Here is a 14,547-nt window from a genome sequence, read left to right on the forward strand (position 1 = left end):
GTGGAGCTTTCGACTCTCGCTGCGCTCAATGCCGAGCGGCAGGCGCGCCGTGCTGCCGTGCTGGTGAGCGATCTCGCTACGGGCACGCAGCGCCTGGTGAAGCAAGCCGCGATCGCTGCCGATCCGCTGGCGGAATTGCTGGAGCGGCAATTGCGCTCCGGCAAGAGCGGCATGGTCGAGGCGGAGGGCACATCCTATTTCCTGACCGTGCAGGCGCCGCATCTGCGCGTGGTGGTGACCGGTGCGGTTCATATCTCGCAGGCGATGGCGCCGATGGCGAAGGTGCTCGATCTCGATCTGATCGTGATCGATCCGCGCAGCGCCTTCGCCACGCCCGAGCGTTTTCCAGGGGTGACGTTGCTCGCCGAATGGCCGGAGGAAGCGATCGGCCGGATCGGGCTCGATGCCTACACCGCCTTCGTCGCGCTGACCCATGATCCGAAGATCGACGATCCCGGCCTCGTCGCGGCGCTGCGCTCGGACTGCTTCTATGTCGGTGCTCTGGGCAGCCGGAAGACCCATGGCCGGAGGCTGGAGCGATTGGCGGAAGCCGGCTTCGACGAGACGGCGACGGCGCGCATCCATGCCCCGATCGGGCTCGATATCGGCGCGGTCTCGCCGGCTGAGATCGCGCTCGCGATCCTGGCCGAGATCGTCCAGACGCTGCGCGGCCCGCGCCGCAAGCCGGCCTGAGGCGAGGCGATGAAATTCGGACCAATCGCCATCGCCGATGCCGTTGGCAGCATCGCGGCACATACCATCCGTGCCGACGGGACCATCGTGAAGAAGGGCGCGACCGTCACCGCGGAACTGGCGGCAAAGCTAGCCGAGGCCGGGATCGCAGAGATCGTCGCGGTGCGGCTGGAACCCGGCGATATCGATGAGAACGCCGCGGCGGCGCGACTGGCCGAACGGATGGTCGGCGATGCGATTGCGGCGGAGCTGCCCTTTACCGGGCGGGTCAACATGTTCGCGACCCAGGCGGGCGTGCTGCGCATCGACGTCGCGGCGATCGATGCCTTCAATGCAGTGGACGAGGCGATCACGGTCGCGACCCTGCCGGCACTGAAGGCCGTCGTCGCAGGCGAACTCGTCGCCACCGTGAAGATCATCCCCTATGCCGTGCCGCAGGCGATGGTGGAGCAGGCGCTCGACGCGCTCGGCAACACGCCGCCCGTCTCGGTCGCGGCCTACCGCCCCTCCAATGTCGCGGTGATCTCGACGCTGCTGCCGGGGCTGAAGCCGAGCGTCGTCGACAAGACCCTGCGCATCATGCGCGACCGGCTGGAGCCGGCAGAGGCCGTGCTGGCGGCGGACAAGCGCGTGCCTCATGCGGCCGAGCCTCTGGCCGTGGCGATCGCCGAGCAGGCAGCCGGGACGGCGGATATCATCGTCGTCTTCGGCGCCTCCGCCATCACCGACCGACGCGACGTGATCCCGCAGGCACTGGTCGAGGCCGGCGGCGAGGTCGAGCATCTCGGCATGCCGGTCGATCCCGGCAACCTGCTGATGCTCGGCCGCATTGCCGGCAAGCCGGTGATCGGCGCGCCGGGCTGCGCGCGCTCGCCCAAGGAGAACAGCTTCGACTGGGTGCTGCAGCGCCATCTCGCAGGTGTTCCCGTCGGACGCAGCGATGTCCAGAAGATGGGTGTCGGCGGGTTGCTGATGGAGATCGTCTCGCGCCCGCAGCCGCGTGCTCCGGGTTCCGCAGAGGGTGGCCCGCTGGCGGGGATCGTGCTGGCGGCGGGACAATCGACGCGGATGGGCGCGGAGAACAAGCTGCTCCAGCCTCTGCGCGGCAAGCCGATCCTGCGCCATGCGGTGGAGGCGCAGCTCGAAGCGGGGCTCAATCCCGTTATCGTCGTGACCGGCCACCAGCGCGCGGAGGTCGAAGCGGTGCTGTCGGAGCTGCCGGTACAGCTCGTGCATAATTCCGACTACGCATCCGGGCTGGCCGGGTCGCTCAAGGCCGGCGTGGCGGCGCTGCCGCCAGGGGCCGCAGCGGCCGTGATCTCGCTCGGCGACATGCCGAATGTCACGCCTTCGGTGATCGAACGCCTGACGGAGGCGCATCGCGCGCGGCCCGAGGCGCTGGCGGCCGTGCCGACCCTGTTCGGCCAGCGCGGCAATCCGGTGCTGCTCGCGCGCGCGATCTTCCCGGCCGTTTCACTCTTGAGCGGCGATCGGGGCGCGCGGCGGCTGCTCGACGAAGCGGGGGAACGTGTCGTCGATGTACCCTTCGAGGATCCCGCCATCGCCATCGATGTCGACACGCCGGAGGCTTTGAAGGCCTTGCGCGGTTGAGGGCGGGGGCGAAACCTTCGTTCCGGGCTGCTGATGTTCAGTCTCAGCTGTTCTGCACCGCGCCCTTGTCATTCCGGGGTGCGCCGGAGGCGCGAACCCGGAACCCACGACTGGGTGAGACATTCCGAGCCTCTTGCAGGCGTTTCGTCCGGTCGTGGGTTCCGGGTTCTTCGCTCCGCGAAGCCCCGGAATGACAAGCGTGGCGCAGGTCGGAAACGACTAGGTCGTTCTCCCCGCTCTCAGCGCTGCCAGTGCAGTCCGAGCGTGCCGTAATATTCGGAGGGTCGATTGCTCGTCGACTGGAGACCGCCGGACAGGCGCCATTCCAACCCGAGGAAGCGCAGGCCGGTGAGGTGCAGGCCGAGGCGCAGTTTGCGATAGTCGCGTTCGCGATAGGCCTCGAATTCCGGTCCGACATGGAAACCGGCCGGCACCTGCCAGCCCGGCGCGACGCGCGCCCAGAGGCGCCCGTTGACTGTCGATAGATAGCCGTTGGCCTGGACGATCATCCCCGGCGTCGGAACGATCCAGAGGTCAGCCTGTACCCTGGCCCCGTAGCGGGTGGCGATGAAGGAAGGGCCGAAAGCCTCGACCCGTTGCTCGCTTTCGACATCCGAGCCGGCGTAGAGCGCGAGAAAGCTGCTCCCGATACGCCATTCATAGCCAAGCAGAGCCTGGGTTTCGCTCTTGTAGGTGACGCCGTGCGGTTTGTGGCGACGGGTCTCTTCCTGCGAGCCGCCGGCCTTCACGAAGAGGCGGAAGCCGCTGCCGGTCAGGCTTCCGCCCAGCGCGCGCTTCATGCCGACCGAGAGGAAGCTCTTTGTCGGCCCGGCTTCCATGGAGCCGAAGATGACCATCGAGAGCGGGGTGCGTTCGGGCTCGTTCTCCTCGGCGCCGGCGGTGCAGATCGGGGCGGCGGCGAAGCTCATCGCCAGCCCGGCCAGTCCGGCCTTGCCCACCCGGTACGCCACGCACGCCCCCACGCCCGCCGCTGCGCACGCTGCCTCTCCGGCAACCTGCCTCAGGATTGCAGCAGTTTGTCAGTAGGCTGGCAAGCCTTTGTTAACCAGGCGGGAGCAGGCTCGATCTGTCCGGCAAAGCTTTCAGTCCGTAACGGAGGGGAGGTGGCGATGGTTTCGACCGATTTCATACGGCAACTCGAAGGCTATGGGCTGACCACGGCGACGATCCTCTATCGGATGCCGGATCATCTCAGCGTCCTCCAGACCTATATCTGGCAGCAGTACGACTTGGCACCGCGCTTTCCCATCCTCCAGGACTTCCTGGCGTTCTGGAAGCGGGAACTGGACGGGCCGCTCCACTCCGTCACGGTTGCCCATTCACGCCTGATCAGGCCGGCGGAAATCCGCACTGTGAACGGCGTGCTGACGCTGCATTGAGCGCTTCGAGAGTGCGCCGGTCCTGAGCCACGGGCATTGAAAGCCTGCGTCCGGCTCGCTTGTTGGCGGACGCCGGAGCGTGCTAGGCGGGCGTCTCCGCTTCGGCACGGCCTTCTCCCTTGTCATCTCCCTTGCGTACATCCGGACTTCTGACGGCGCTGGCGGGTCTGCCCGGAGAGCGTATCGCCGTCAGCACGATTGTCGCCGCGCTGCAGGACCGGGCCTATGCGCTGCTCGTCGTGCTGCTCGGCCTGCCGAACTGCCTGCCGATGCCGCCTCCGATCCCGCTGGTCTGTGGCCTGGTGCTCGCCTTCGTCGCCGTGCAGATGCTGACCGGGCGGCGGATGCCATGGCTACCGCAGGCGCTGCTCAAGCGCAGCATCGGCAAGCCCGAGCTCAACCGGGCGGTGGCGAGAGCGCTGCCGGCGCTCACCTGGCTGGAACGTTTCTCGCAGCCGCGCCTGACCTTGCTGGGCGGCGCCTGGGCGATCCCGGTGCTGGGGCTCGTGATCCTGGTCCTGGCGCTCGGCCTGATCGTCGCCGCGCCCTTCATCGGCCAGATCCCGCTCGGACTTGCGGTCTGCCTTGTCGGGCTCGGCCTCGTCGAGCGGGACGGGGTGCTGATCATCATCGGCGCCGCGGTCGGCGCTGTCGGCCTGCTGCTCAGCGCGGGCTTCGCCTACGCGATCTTCAGCGGCATCCACGAGCTGTTCTTCTGAAGGTCTGCCGCCCGTCCGGCTCGTGGGTCGTCAGGCGGCGGCGAGGATTTCGGCGAAGGGATTGTCCAGGCGAAGCAGGCGGTCGATCTCGCTCGCGGGCACGGCCTTGGAGAACAGGAAGCCCTGCAATTCGTGGCAACCGATCGCCTGCAGGAAGCGGTGCTGCTCGGCGGTCTCGACGCCCTCGGCGCAGACCCGCAGGCCAAGAGCGCGGCCGAGATGGGCCATCGAATGGACGAGGATCGCGGATTCGCCTGTTGATTCCATGTATTCGAGGAAAGAGCGGTCGATCTTGATCTTGTCGAAGGCAAAGCGTCGCAGATAGATCAGGCTCGAATAGCCGGTTCCGAAATCGTCGAGCGCGAGGCCGACGCCATGGGCCCGGATGTCCATCATGGCGGCTTCCGCCGCATCGGCATCCTCGATCAGAACGCCTTCGGTCAGTTCGAGCTCGAGCTGGGCCGGATCGAAATCCGTTTCCTCGATGGTGCGGATGACGTTGGCGACGAAATCCTTGTGGCGGAACTGGATTGGCGAGACGTTGACCGCGAGGCGGATGCCCTTCCAGCGCCTGGCCTCGGTGCAGGCGCGGCGAAGCACCCATTCGCTCAGCGGTACGATCAGGCCGCGTTCCTCGGCGATGGCGATGAAGTCCGAGGGCGGGATCATGCCATGGGCCGGATGCTGCCAGCGCACCAGCGCCTCGACGCCGACGATGGTCGATCCGTCGACGGAGACCTGAGGCTGGTAGTGCAGCATCAACTGGTCGTTGTCGATGGCGTGGCGCAGGTCGTCCTCGACCATGCGCTTCAGCTGCATCGAGCGGTTCATCTGCGATTCGAAGAAGGCATAGCGGTTGCGGCCGCTGTTCTTGGCCTCGTAGAGCGCGGTATCCGCGAGCTTCAGCAGGGCTTCGCGGCTGGTGCCATCGCGCGGCGCCGTGGCGATGCCGATCGAGGAACCGATCGTGACCTCGGCGCCGGTGATGGTGAACGGCTCGGTGAGGCTGGCGAGGATGCGCTCGCCGAGCGCGGCGCAGCCGGCTGGCGTCGCGGAATGGGTCTGGATGATGCCGAACTCGTCGCCGCCCAGTCGGGCGACGGTGTCGCCGACATGCACGGCAGCGGAGAGGCGGACCGCGACCTGGCGGATGAGTTCGTCGCCGGCGGTGTGGCCATAGGTGTCGTTGACGGCCTTGAAGCGGTCGAGGTCGATCAGCAGCACGGCAAGGCTCGGGCCGTCGTCGTCCTGGATATGGGCGAGCGTCTGGTCGAGCGTCAGGTCGAAGCTGCGGCGGTTCGGCAGCAGCGAGAGTTCGTCCTGGCCGGCGAGGCGCTGGATCTGGCGCTCGCGCAGCTCGATCTGCTCGGCCGAGGCGCGCAGGCGCTGGACGACGAAGACGAAGATCGCGGAAAACAGTACGGCAACCGCGATGAGAGCCCAGAGGAAACGGCGCAGCATGACGTCGCCGGGGCGCGCGGGAGACCAGGTCAGCCAGGCGCTGACTTTGCCGTCGGCGGCGCGCAGGCCCAGCTTCGACAGGGGTTCGGCAGGCGGCGTCGTTACCAGCCGGATATCGGTGACGCGGTTGCGCTCGGCCAGATCGGAGAGCAGGGCGCTCGACAGGTGCCGGTAGGCGACGAAGGATAGCGGCGCCGAGCCGTTTTCGGAGCTGAACGTGGCGATGCGCGACAGGTCGATCACCGTCAGCATCAGGGCTTCGTCGCCATCCGTGGTGATGGTCGAGCGGGCTGCGCCGAACCGGGGCGCAGCGTCATCGCCGATGACGGGGGCGAAAGAACTCTTAACGCCACGCTGCAGCGCCTCGATGCGATGCGGACTCTCGTGATTCAGGTGGTCCGTTGTGGTCGAGTTTTCGACCCATGCCAGCACGGTTTCGCCGGTTCCGCTAATATAGGCGCCGTCGAAATCCATCAGCTGCCTGCTCAGGCGCCGGAGCGCGGCCTGCAGGGTGGCGGCCGATCCGGGTTGCTGCAAGGTTTCAGACAGGTCGCCGGCGCTGATGAGCCGTTCCAGCCTCAACTCGCTCAACTTGATCTGGGCGCTGACGGCGGCTTCGATGCGCTCGCCCTGGCGCTGCGCCTCGAGACGGTTGGCTTCGCGGGTGATCGCAACCACAACGCCGATCCCGGCGGCCATGAGCAGCAGGAAGGCGCAGCCCAGAGTCACCACAGTGCTCGCGAACATGCGAGCGGAGGAGCCCGCATTCGTCATCTTCGCGGCATTGAATGCGGGCATTATGCGTCCAGGGGTAGTCTTCGTGCTGCGACTTAATGCCTGAATTATTGACATCCCGTTGCCTGCCACGGGTTTTCAGGCAGTCAAGTCCCTGAAGGCGCATAGGGTGGGCGCGGAATAGCCATATGTGCGGCCCTGAGCGCCGCTGACCAGCGCTCGCGCAAATCGTGGAAATAGGGCTCGCCGGCCTCGATCCGGCGATTGAGTTCGAAATCGTCGGCGTCGCGCCGGATGACGAGGAGATCGATCGGTAGGCCGACCCCGAGATTCGAGCGCATGGTCGAATCCATCGAAATCAGTCCGACCTTCAAGGCATCGTAGAGATGAGTCTTGTAGGTGACGGCGCGGTCGAGGATCGGCTTGCCGTATTTATGCTCGCCGATCTGCAGGAACGGGGAGTCGATGCCGCATTCGATGAAGTTGCCGGCGCTGTAGACCATGAAGAGGCGCATCGGCTGCCCCTTGATCTGGCCGCCGAACAGCATGCCGATCTCGAATTTGACGCCGGCATCTTCCAGCGCCGGGCCGTCGATGTCGCGAACATGGCGGATGCAGCGGCCAACGAGCTGGGCCGCCCTGAACATCGAGCCGGCGTTCTGCAGCGTGTCCATCTCGCCGGTATCGGGATTCGGCAGCCCTTCGTGCAGGAAGCTCACCACCGACTGGGTGATCGAGAGATTGCCGGCGGTCATCAGGCCGAAATTGCGGTCGCCCGGCCAGTTGAAGACATGGAGCTTGCGAAAGGTCGAGATGTCGTCGAGCCCGGCATTGGTGCGGGTGTCGGCGATCATGACGAGCCCGTCCTGCACGAGGATTCCGGCGCAATAGGTCACGGGTCTCAGTCCCTGTCTTCAAGAGCCATTCAGCAATTCTTCGAATCACCCAACAGCTTCATCTTCCTGTCTATTGCATCTTTTCCCCGCGAACCGATGTCCACCTCGCTCGAAAATGCTCCGGGCCACGTTCACCGGGCGGGGCGGCTATTGATTGGCGAAGCGGGCCTCGGCTTCGCGGGCGCTGACCAGGACATTGAGGTTCTCGCCCTCACCACCCTGGCGCGAGCCGCGGACCGGCGCTGCATCCGCGTAGTCTAGCCCTATGGCAACGCGCACATGCGTGTCGATCGGACACAGCGCATTGGCGCAGTCGAAACCGATCCAGCCATAATCGTCGAGATGGACTTCGGCCCAGGCATGGGCGCCGTTGCCATGCGGCAAGCTGTCGGACTGCGCGACATAGCCCGAGACATAGCGGGCCGGCAGGCCCAGATGCCGGACGCAGGCCATGAAGACATGGGCGACGTCCTGCGCGATTGCCTCGCGTGCCGCAAAGGCTGGGACAGCGCCGACACCGCTGCGGCCACTGGCCTCGACGCAATCGATGCGGTCGCTGACGGCATTCATCAGCGCATGCATCCGCGAGAGCGGCGTGCCGGCACCAGCCGTGACCTCGTCGGCGAAGCTGCGCAGGGCTTCATCCTGCTCGGTGAGGAGCGTGTCGCGGCGATAGACCTCGCAGGGCACGCGCTCGAGGCCGCCGCGGACGGCGCCGGCGAGATCGATCGTCTCGATCAGCCCGTCGATGCGAATGGCGAGCGAGGAGATCGGCCCGTCGGCGTAGAATGAGTGCACGATATTGCCATGGGCATCCTGCGAGGCCCGTAGCCGCCCGTCGACATTCGGTTCGATGCGCCATGACATGACATGCTGGCCGTCATGGTCGCGCGGCGTCAGCCGCAGGATCTGCGTGATATGGCGTGCCGGCTCGGCATAGTCGTAGCCGATCGTGTGGGAAATCCTGATCCGCATGATCCAGTCCGGGGCAGGGTTACGGCAGTCGCGCGGCGAAGATAGGCGAGCGGCTCATTGCAGATACTGCTCGAAGATCGTGTTGCCGAGGCGGTTGTTCTCGGTGATGAACTCCTCGATGAACTCGTGCAGCCCGTGCACGAAGACGTCGTCGATCTGCGTATTGCTGAGACTGGCCAGCGTCTTGCGCGCCTGGCGCTGCGCTGGCCCCTGGCGGCCATAGGCGTCGCCGAGCGAGTCGAGGAAGCGCGAGATATTCTCGTAGCAGGCGGCGAGCGAGCGCGGCATGCGCCGGTTCAGCACCAGGAGATCGGCGACGAGGATCGGCTTCACCGCCTCGCGATAGACCCAGTGATAGGCGGTCAGCGCCGAGACCTCGCGCAGCACCGTGGTCCACTGGAAATAGTCCAGCGAGCCGCCGACCTGCTCATCGGCTGGCAGCAGGACATGGTATTTCACGTCGAGGATGCGGGCGGTGTTGTCGGCGCGTTCGAGATAGACGCCGAGCCGCGAGAACCAGTAGCTGTCGTCGCGCAGCATGGTCCGGTAAGCCGAGCCGTCGAAGACCAGCGAGACGTTCTTCACCCAGTCGAGGAAGCGGGCGAATTCCTCGCGGTCCATGCGCTTCTTCTCGAAGCGCTGCAGCTCCAGCCAGGCGCCGTTCAGCGCGTCCCACATCTCCGAGGTCAGCGCGGTACGCACCGCGCGCGCATTCGAGCGAGCCTGGGCGAGGCAGTTGCGGATCGAGGAGGGGTTGTCGGGACTGAAGGTCAGGAAGTCGCAGACATTGCGTTCGTTGGCCTCGCCATAGGCCTTGGCGAAGGCGTCCTCGCAGCCGGCGGTGAGGACCGCGCTCTGCCACTCCGTGCCGGCGCCGCCATAGGTCGTCGGCAGATTGGTCAGGCGCGTCGTCGCGTCGAGGATGCGGGCAAGGTATTCGGCCCGCTCGACATAGCGGGAAACCCAGTAGAGGCTGTCTGCGGTACGCGAAAGCATGGTCAGCGTGTGCCTTTCCGCGGGATGGCAGGCTGTTTCGGGAGGGCTGGCAAGGAGGCGGCCGAGACTGTCATGCGTCGAGCACCCAGGTGTCCTTCGTGCCGCCGCCCTGGCTGGAATTGACGACGAGCGAGCCTTCCTTGAGCGCGACACGCGTCAGGCCGCCCGGCACGCAGGAGATGCCGTTGGCGCCCGAAAGCACATAGGGCCGCAGGTCGACATGGCGCGGCGCGACGCCGGAGGCGACAAAGGTCGGGCAGGTCGAGAGCGCCAGCGTCGGCTGGGCGATGAAGCCCTCGGGTTGCGCCTTGAGCTTGCGCCGGAAGGTCTCGATCTGGGCCTTGTTGGCGTGCGGGCCGACGAGCATGCCGTAGCCGCCCGAGCCGTTGACCTCCTTGACGACGAGCTTCTCCAGGTTGTCGAGGACATAGGCATTGGCCTCGGGCTCGCGGCAGCGATAGGTCGGGACATTCTTCAGGATCGGCTCCTCGCCGGTGAAGAACTTCACGATCTCCGGCATGTAGCTGTAGACCGCCTTGTCGTCGGCGACGCCGGTGCCGACGGCGTTGGCCAGCGTGACGTTGCCTGCCTTGTAGGCGCCGATGATGCCGGGGACGCCGAGCACGGAATCGCTGCGGAAGGCGAGGGGGTCGATGAAGTCGTCGTCGATGCGCCGGTAGATCACGTCGACGCGCTTCGGCCCCTGGGTCGTGCGCATATAGACGACGTCGTCCTTGACCAGCAGGTCCGAGCCCTCGACCAGCTCGACGCCGAGCTTGTCGGCGAGGAAGGAGTGCTCGTAGAAGGCCGAATTGTACTGGCCGGGTGTCAGCAGGCAGATCGTCGGATCGGAGGAGGCGCTGCGCGGCGCGACCGAGCGCAAGGTCGCCAGCAACTGGTCGGGATAATTATCGACCGGCGCGACGCGATGTGTGGCGAAGAGCTCCGGGAAGAGCCTGAGCATCACCTCGCGGTTCTCCATCATGTAGGAGACGCCGGACGGGGTGCGGGCGTTGTCCTCCAAGACGTAGAACGTATCGGCGTCGACGCGCACCACATCGATGCCGGCGATGTGGCAATAGATGTCGTGCGGGACCTTGAAGTCGACCATTTCGAGCTGGTAGCAGGCGTTGCGATAGACCAGATCGGGCGGAATGATGCCGGCCTTCAGGCATTCCTTGGGGCCGTAGACATCGGCCAGGAACATGTTGAGGGCGGTGACGCGCTGGCGCAGGCCGGCTTCCAGCTTCGTCCATTCCGGCTTGGTCAGCACACGCGGGATGATGTCGAAGGGGATCAGGCGCTCGGTCGATTCCTCGTCGCCATAGACCGCGAAGGTGATGCCGATGCGGCGGAAGAACAGTTCCGCCTGGCTGCGCCTGAGCGCCAGCATCTCGGGCGGGGCTTCCTTCAGCCAGCGATCGAGAGCCTCATAGGCCGGCCTCAGCTCGGCTCCCGAACCGGTCATCTCATCGAATGCAACCATGCAGCCCTCTTCCCCGTTGAAACCAGCCTATGCGCATTCGCTGGCGTTCGGGAAGAGGGAGAATAGCCGCGCAATTGATCAGGTCTGCCTTTTTCATGGGCAGTATTGATCAGATACAGTTTACTTGAGTTGATCTTGGCAAAGCTGAACCAGCCCGCATGAAGCGGCTGTTCCTTCGTCGTGCCGCGCCATGCGGCCATGCCTAGGCTATTCTTGGACCGAATTCGCGCGGCCGTCCAGCCAGAGGCGCAGGGCTTCCGCGTTGTTCCGATGCTCGTCCTTCGCTGCGTAGAGCAGGACGACCGGGCCCTTCCTGCGCTCGGCGTCGAGCGTCGCAAGCGCCGCCTGCGCCGGCGGGCTGCCGAGCTCGGTCGCATAGGCGGCGCAGAACTCGTCCCAGCGGTCGGGATTGCCATGGAACTCGTGGCGGAGCGCATCGCTCGGCGCGAGATCCCTGAGCCAGAGGTCGATCCTGTCCTTCGACACACCACGCGGCCAGAGCCGGTCGACGAGGATGCGGGTGCCGTCGCCGGGGGCAGGGGGATCGTAGACGCGCTTCACCGTGAGTTGTGTCATCAGATCAGCCCGAGGCTGCGGAAACTGGCATGGCCGTCGCGGCCGACGATGATGTGGTCGTGGATGGCGATCCCCAGGGGCTTGGCGATATCGACCAGCTCGCGCGTCATCCGCATGTCGGCGCCCGAGGGCGTCGGGTCGCCGGAGGGGTGGTTGTGCACCAGGATGATCGCGGAGGCCGAAAGTTCGAGCGCTCGCCGCATCACCTCGCGTGGATAGACCGGGGTGTGGTCGACCGTGCCGGTCTGCTGGACCTCGTCTACGATGAGGATGTTCTTCTTGTCGAGGAAGAGGATGCGGAACTGCTCGCGTTCGGCGAAGGCCATCGCCATACGGCAATAGTCGAGCACGGAGGACCAGGAGGAGAGGACGGGCCGCTTGCCGACGGCGCCCTTGGCCATGCGCTTCAGCGCCGCCTCGATGATCTTGAGGTCGAGCGCGACGGTTTCGCTGACGCCATCGACCTCTGCCAGGCGCGCAACCGGCGCGCCGAGCACTTCGGCGAAGGAGCCGAAGCGCTGGATCAGCTCCTTGGCCAGCGGCTTGACGTCCCGCCGTGGAATCGAGCGGAAGAGCAGCAGCTCCAGGAATTCGTAGTCCGGTAGCGTCTCGGCACCGGCTTCCTGGAAGCGGGCGCGCAGGCGCTCGCGGTGGCCGTGGTAATGCGGCGTATCGGCAGGGGCAGCGGGCGAGGGCGCTTTGCGCGGTCCCTTACCTGCTCCCTTGCCGATGCCGACGCTCATTTCGCGAGCGGATTGCCGAGGCCGGCGGGCGACAGCGTGAAGATCTCGCAGCCCGTCTCGGTGACGCCGATCTGGTGCTCGAACTGCGCCGAGAGCGAGCGGTCGCGAGTCACCGCGGTCCAGCCGTCCGACAGCACCTTCACGCCCGGCTTGCCGAGGTTGATCATCGGCTCGATGGTGAAGACCATGCCGGGCTTGAGCAGCACGCCCTCGCCGGGGCTGCCGTAATGCAGGATGTTCGGCGCATCGTGGAAGAGCTGGCCGATGCCGTGGCCGCAGAAATCGCGGACGACCGAGCAGCGCTCGCCTTCCGCATAGCGCTGGATGGCGAAGCCGATATCGCCGGTGGTGGCGCCGGCCCGCACCGCCTTGATGCCGCGCTGGAGGCTCTCATAGGTGATCTCGATCAGGCGCTCGGCCTTCCGCGATATCTCGCCCACGCCATACATGCGGCTGGAATCGCCATGCCAGCCGTCGACGATCAGCGTGTAGTCGATATTGAGGATATCGCCCTCGCGCAGCGGCTTGTCGTCGGGAATGCCGTGACAGACGACATGGTTGATCGAGGTGCAGATCGACTTGGTGTAGCCGCGATAGAACAGCGTCGCCGGATAGGCGCCGTTATCCATGGCGAACTGGAAGGCGAGATCGTCGAGGCGCTGCGTCGTAACGCCGGGCTTGACGTAGGAGCCGAGCATGTCGAGCCCCGTGGCCGTCAGCCGGCCGGCCTTGTGCATGGCCGCGAAGGCCTCGGGGCCATGAATCTTGATGGCGGGCTCGCGCGAACGCGAGCGGCCGATGGTGTCTTCGAATGTCATTGCGCGCGGAAAACTCCTCGCCCTCTTATCTATTGCGTTTGGCGGCGCACGCAAGCCGGTTGCCGCGTCCCGGGCAGGGGCGATGTCCCGGGCAGGGGCGATGCCTGCGCTGCCGCAGGGTCGGTGATGCGCGGGCGATTGTTGTGCTGACGTTAGGGGACTTGTAGCTTTTTTGAGGCAACTTGCCGCCCGAACCTTTCGTCTGCCCGGACAGCTTCCCCTTGGACACATGAAAGCGTCTGTCTCTTTGCTTCCCGCCGACGTTTCCGACCCAACGCTCAGCGCGCTCGACCAGTTGTCGCTCGATCTCGCGATGGCGCGCGGCATCGACGAGGTCATGGAGGTCGTGCGCCGCAACGCGCGCGGGCTCATTGGTGCGGATGGCATCAGCTTCATCCTGCGCGACAACGGCCGCTGCTACTATGCCGATGAGGATGCCATTGCGCCGCTCTGGAAGGGCCAGCGTTTCCCGATGGATACCTGCATTTCCGGCTGGGCGATGCAGCATGGCGAGGTCGTCGTCATCGAGGATATCGACCAGGACGAGCGGATTCCCCAAGAGGCCTATCGCCCGACCTTCGTGCGCAGCCTCGTCATGGTGCCGGTTCGTCAGGATGATCCCGTTGCCGCGATCGGTGCCTATTGGGCACATCGCCATCGGCCATCGCCCGAGGTGGTCCGGGCGTTGAGGCGGATCGCCAACAGCGCGGCGGTTGCGATGACCAACATCGCATTGGTGAACTCGCTTTCGGCGGCGCTGGAAGAGGCGGAGCGAGCGAAACAGGCCATCATCCTGGCCATGGCTTCTCTGGCGGAGACGCGCGACAACGAGACGGCCAACCATGTCCGGCGTACCCAGCACTATCTGCGGGTACTGGCCGAGGGCGCCCGCGAGCGCGGGCTCTTCGCCGGGGAGCTCGACGACGCCACGCTCGATCTGCTGTTCAAATCGGCGCCGCTGCACGATATCGGCAAGGTGGGCATCCCCGACAGCATCCTGCTGAAGCCCGGCCGGCTCGACGACGATGAGCGGGCGACGATGCAGACCCATGCCGAGCTCGGGCGCATTGCCATCGCCGATGCCGAGCGCCATCTCGGTGGTTCCAGCTCCTTCCTGAGGCTCGCCAAGGAGATCGCCCATACCCATCACGAGCGCTGGGATGGGGCAGGCTATCCGCAAGGGCTCGCAGGCGAGAACATCCCGCTCTCAGGGCGGCTGATGGCGATCGCCGATGTCTACGACGCGCTCGTCACGAAGCGGGTCTACAAGGAAGCGATGACGCATGACGAGGCCGTCGCCGTGGTGATGAGCGAGCGCGGCCGGCAGTTCGACCCCCGGCTCGTCGATGTCTTCCTGGAGATCGCTCCCCGTTTCGGCGAGATCCACGCCCGCTTCGCCGACGGGCAGTGAGGTCGCAACCACGACTGGCGCGCGAGC

14 protein-coding genes are annotated in these 14,547 nt (G+C 66.0%); 5 read left to right on the plus strand and 9 right to left on the minus strand.

The window, feature by feature from the left end; all coding sequences use genetic code 11:
* Together AC6RIC_RS11590 and AC6RIC_RS11595 are read left to right on the plus strand one after the other, a co-directional pair.
* Positions 1-693: an XdhC family protein gene (locus AC6RIC_RS11590; RefSeq protein WP_499736281.1), complete on the plus strand. Its 693-nt coding sequence runs from the start codon at positions 1-3 to the stop codon at positions 691-693.
* A gap of 9 nt (positions 694-702) precedes the next feature.
* Entirely contained in the window at positions 703-2,304 is a 1,602-nt protein-coding gene (locus AC6RIC_RS11595; RefSeq protein ID WP_499736282.1) for an NTP transferase domain-containing protein, read from the plus strand.
* A gap of 239 nt (positions 2,305-2,543) precedes the next feature.
* Here AC6RIC_RS11595 and bcsS read toward each other — a convergent pair whose 3' ends face one another.
* Entirely contained in the window at positions 2,544-3,275 is a 732-nt protein-coding gene (gene bcsS, locus AC6RIC_RS11600) for a cellulose biosynthesis protein BcsS (protein WP_499736283.1), read from the minus strand.
* A gap of 159 nt (positions 3,276-3,434) precedes the next feature.
* Between bcsS and AC6RIC_RS11605 the strand changes: the two genes are divergently transcribed.
* Together AC6RIC_RS11605 and AC6RIC_RS11610 are read left to right on the plus strand one after the other, a co-directional pair.
* Positions 3,435-3,704: an usg protein gene (locus tag AC6RIC_RS11605; protein ID WP_454656428.1), complete on the plus strand. Its 270-nt coding sequence runs from the start codon at positions 3,435-3,437 to the stop codon at positions 3,702-3,704.
* Positions 3,705-3,835: 131 nt separating this feature from the next.
* Positions 3,836-4,423 carry an exopolysaccharide biosynthesis protein gene (locus AC6RIC_RS11610; RefSeq protein ID WP_454656429.1) on the plus strand — a complete coding sequence of 196 codons (588 nt, stop codon included), beginning with the start codon at positions 3,836-3,838 and terminating at the stop codon, positions 4,421-4,423.
* 30 nt (positions 4,424-4,453) lie between these two features.
* Here AC6RIC_RS11610 and AC6RIC_RS11615 read toward each other — a convergent pair whose 3' ends face one another.
* The 8 genes from AC6RIC_RS11615 to map form a co-directional block, all read right to left on the minus strand.
* Entirely contained in the window at positions 4,454-6,751 is a 2,298-nt protein-coding gene (locus AC6RIC_RS11615; protein ID WP_499736284.1) for a putative bifunctional diguanylate cyclase/phosphodiesterase, read from the minus strand.
* A gap of 14 nt (positions 6,752-6,765) precedes the next feature.
* Complete coding sequence (locus tag AC6RIC_RS11620; RefSeq protein WP_454656431.1) at positions 6,766-7,515, minus strand: proteasome-type protease; 750 nt, start codon at positions 7,513-7,515, stop codon at positions 6,766-6,768.
* A gap of 147 nt (positions 7,516-7,662) precedes the next feature.
* Positions 7,663-8,490, minus strand: coding sequence for a transglutaminase family protein (locus AC6RIC_RS11625; protein WP_499736285.1), 828 nt, complete (start codon positions 8,488-8,490; stop codon positions 7,663-7,665).
* Positions 8,491-8,544: 54 nt separating this feature from the next.
* On the minus strand, positions 8,545-9,486 hold the full coding sequence (locus tag AC6RIC_RS11630; RefSeq protein WP_499736286.1) for an alpha-E domain-containing protein: 942 nt from the start codon (positions 9,484-9,486) through the stop codon (positions 8,545-8,547).
* 70 nt (positions 9,487-9,556) lie between these two features.
* Positions 9,557-10,972 (minus strand): circularly permuted type 2 ATP-grasp protein, encoded by a 1,416-nt coding sequence (locus tag AC6RIC_RS11635; protein ID WP_454656434.1) that lies wholly within the window; start codon positions 10,970-10,972, stop codon positions 9,557-9,559.
* Positions 10,973-11,179: 207 nt separating this feature from the next.
* A complete protein-coding gene (locus AC6RIC_RS11640; protein WP_454656435.1) occupies positions 11,180-11,548 on the minus strand; it encodes a DUF488 domain-containing protein in 369 nt (122 codons plus the stop codon).
* The gene (gene radC, locus AC6RIC_RS11645) at positions 11,548-12,291 is read right to left on the minus strand and encodes a RadC family protein (protein ID WP_499736287.1); all 744 of its coding nucleotides are present in this window, start codon (positions 12,289-12,291) and stop codon (positions 11,548-11,550) included. Before radC ends, AC6RIC_RS11640 begins: the two co-directional genes overlap by 1 nt.
* Entirely contained in the window at positions 12,288-13,109 is an 822-nt protein-coding gene (map, locus tag AC6RIC_RS11650; protein WP_499736288.1) for a type I methionyl aminopeptidase, read from the minus strand. Before map ends, radC begins: the two co-directional genes overlap by 4 nt.
* A 229-nt stretch (positions 13,110-13,338) precedes the next feature.
* Here map and AC6RIC_RS11655 point away from each other — a divergent pair, with 229 nt between their 5' ends.
* The gene (locus AC6RIC_RS11655; protein WP_499736289.1) at positions 13,339-14,520 is read left to right on the plus strand and encodes an HD-GYP domain-containing protein; all 1,182 of its coding nucleotides are present in this window, start codon (positions 13,339-13,341) and stop codon (positions 14,518-14,520) included.
* The last annotated feature ends 27 nt before the right edge of the window (positions 14,521-14,547 follow it).

Source organism: Allobosea sp. TBD101 (genome assembly GCF_059817965.1).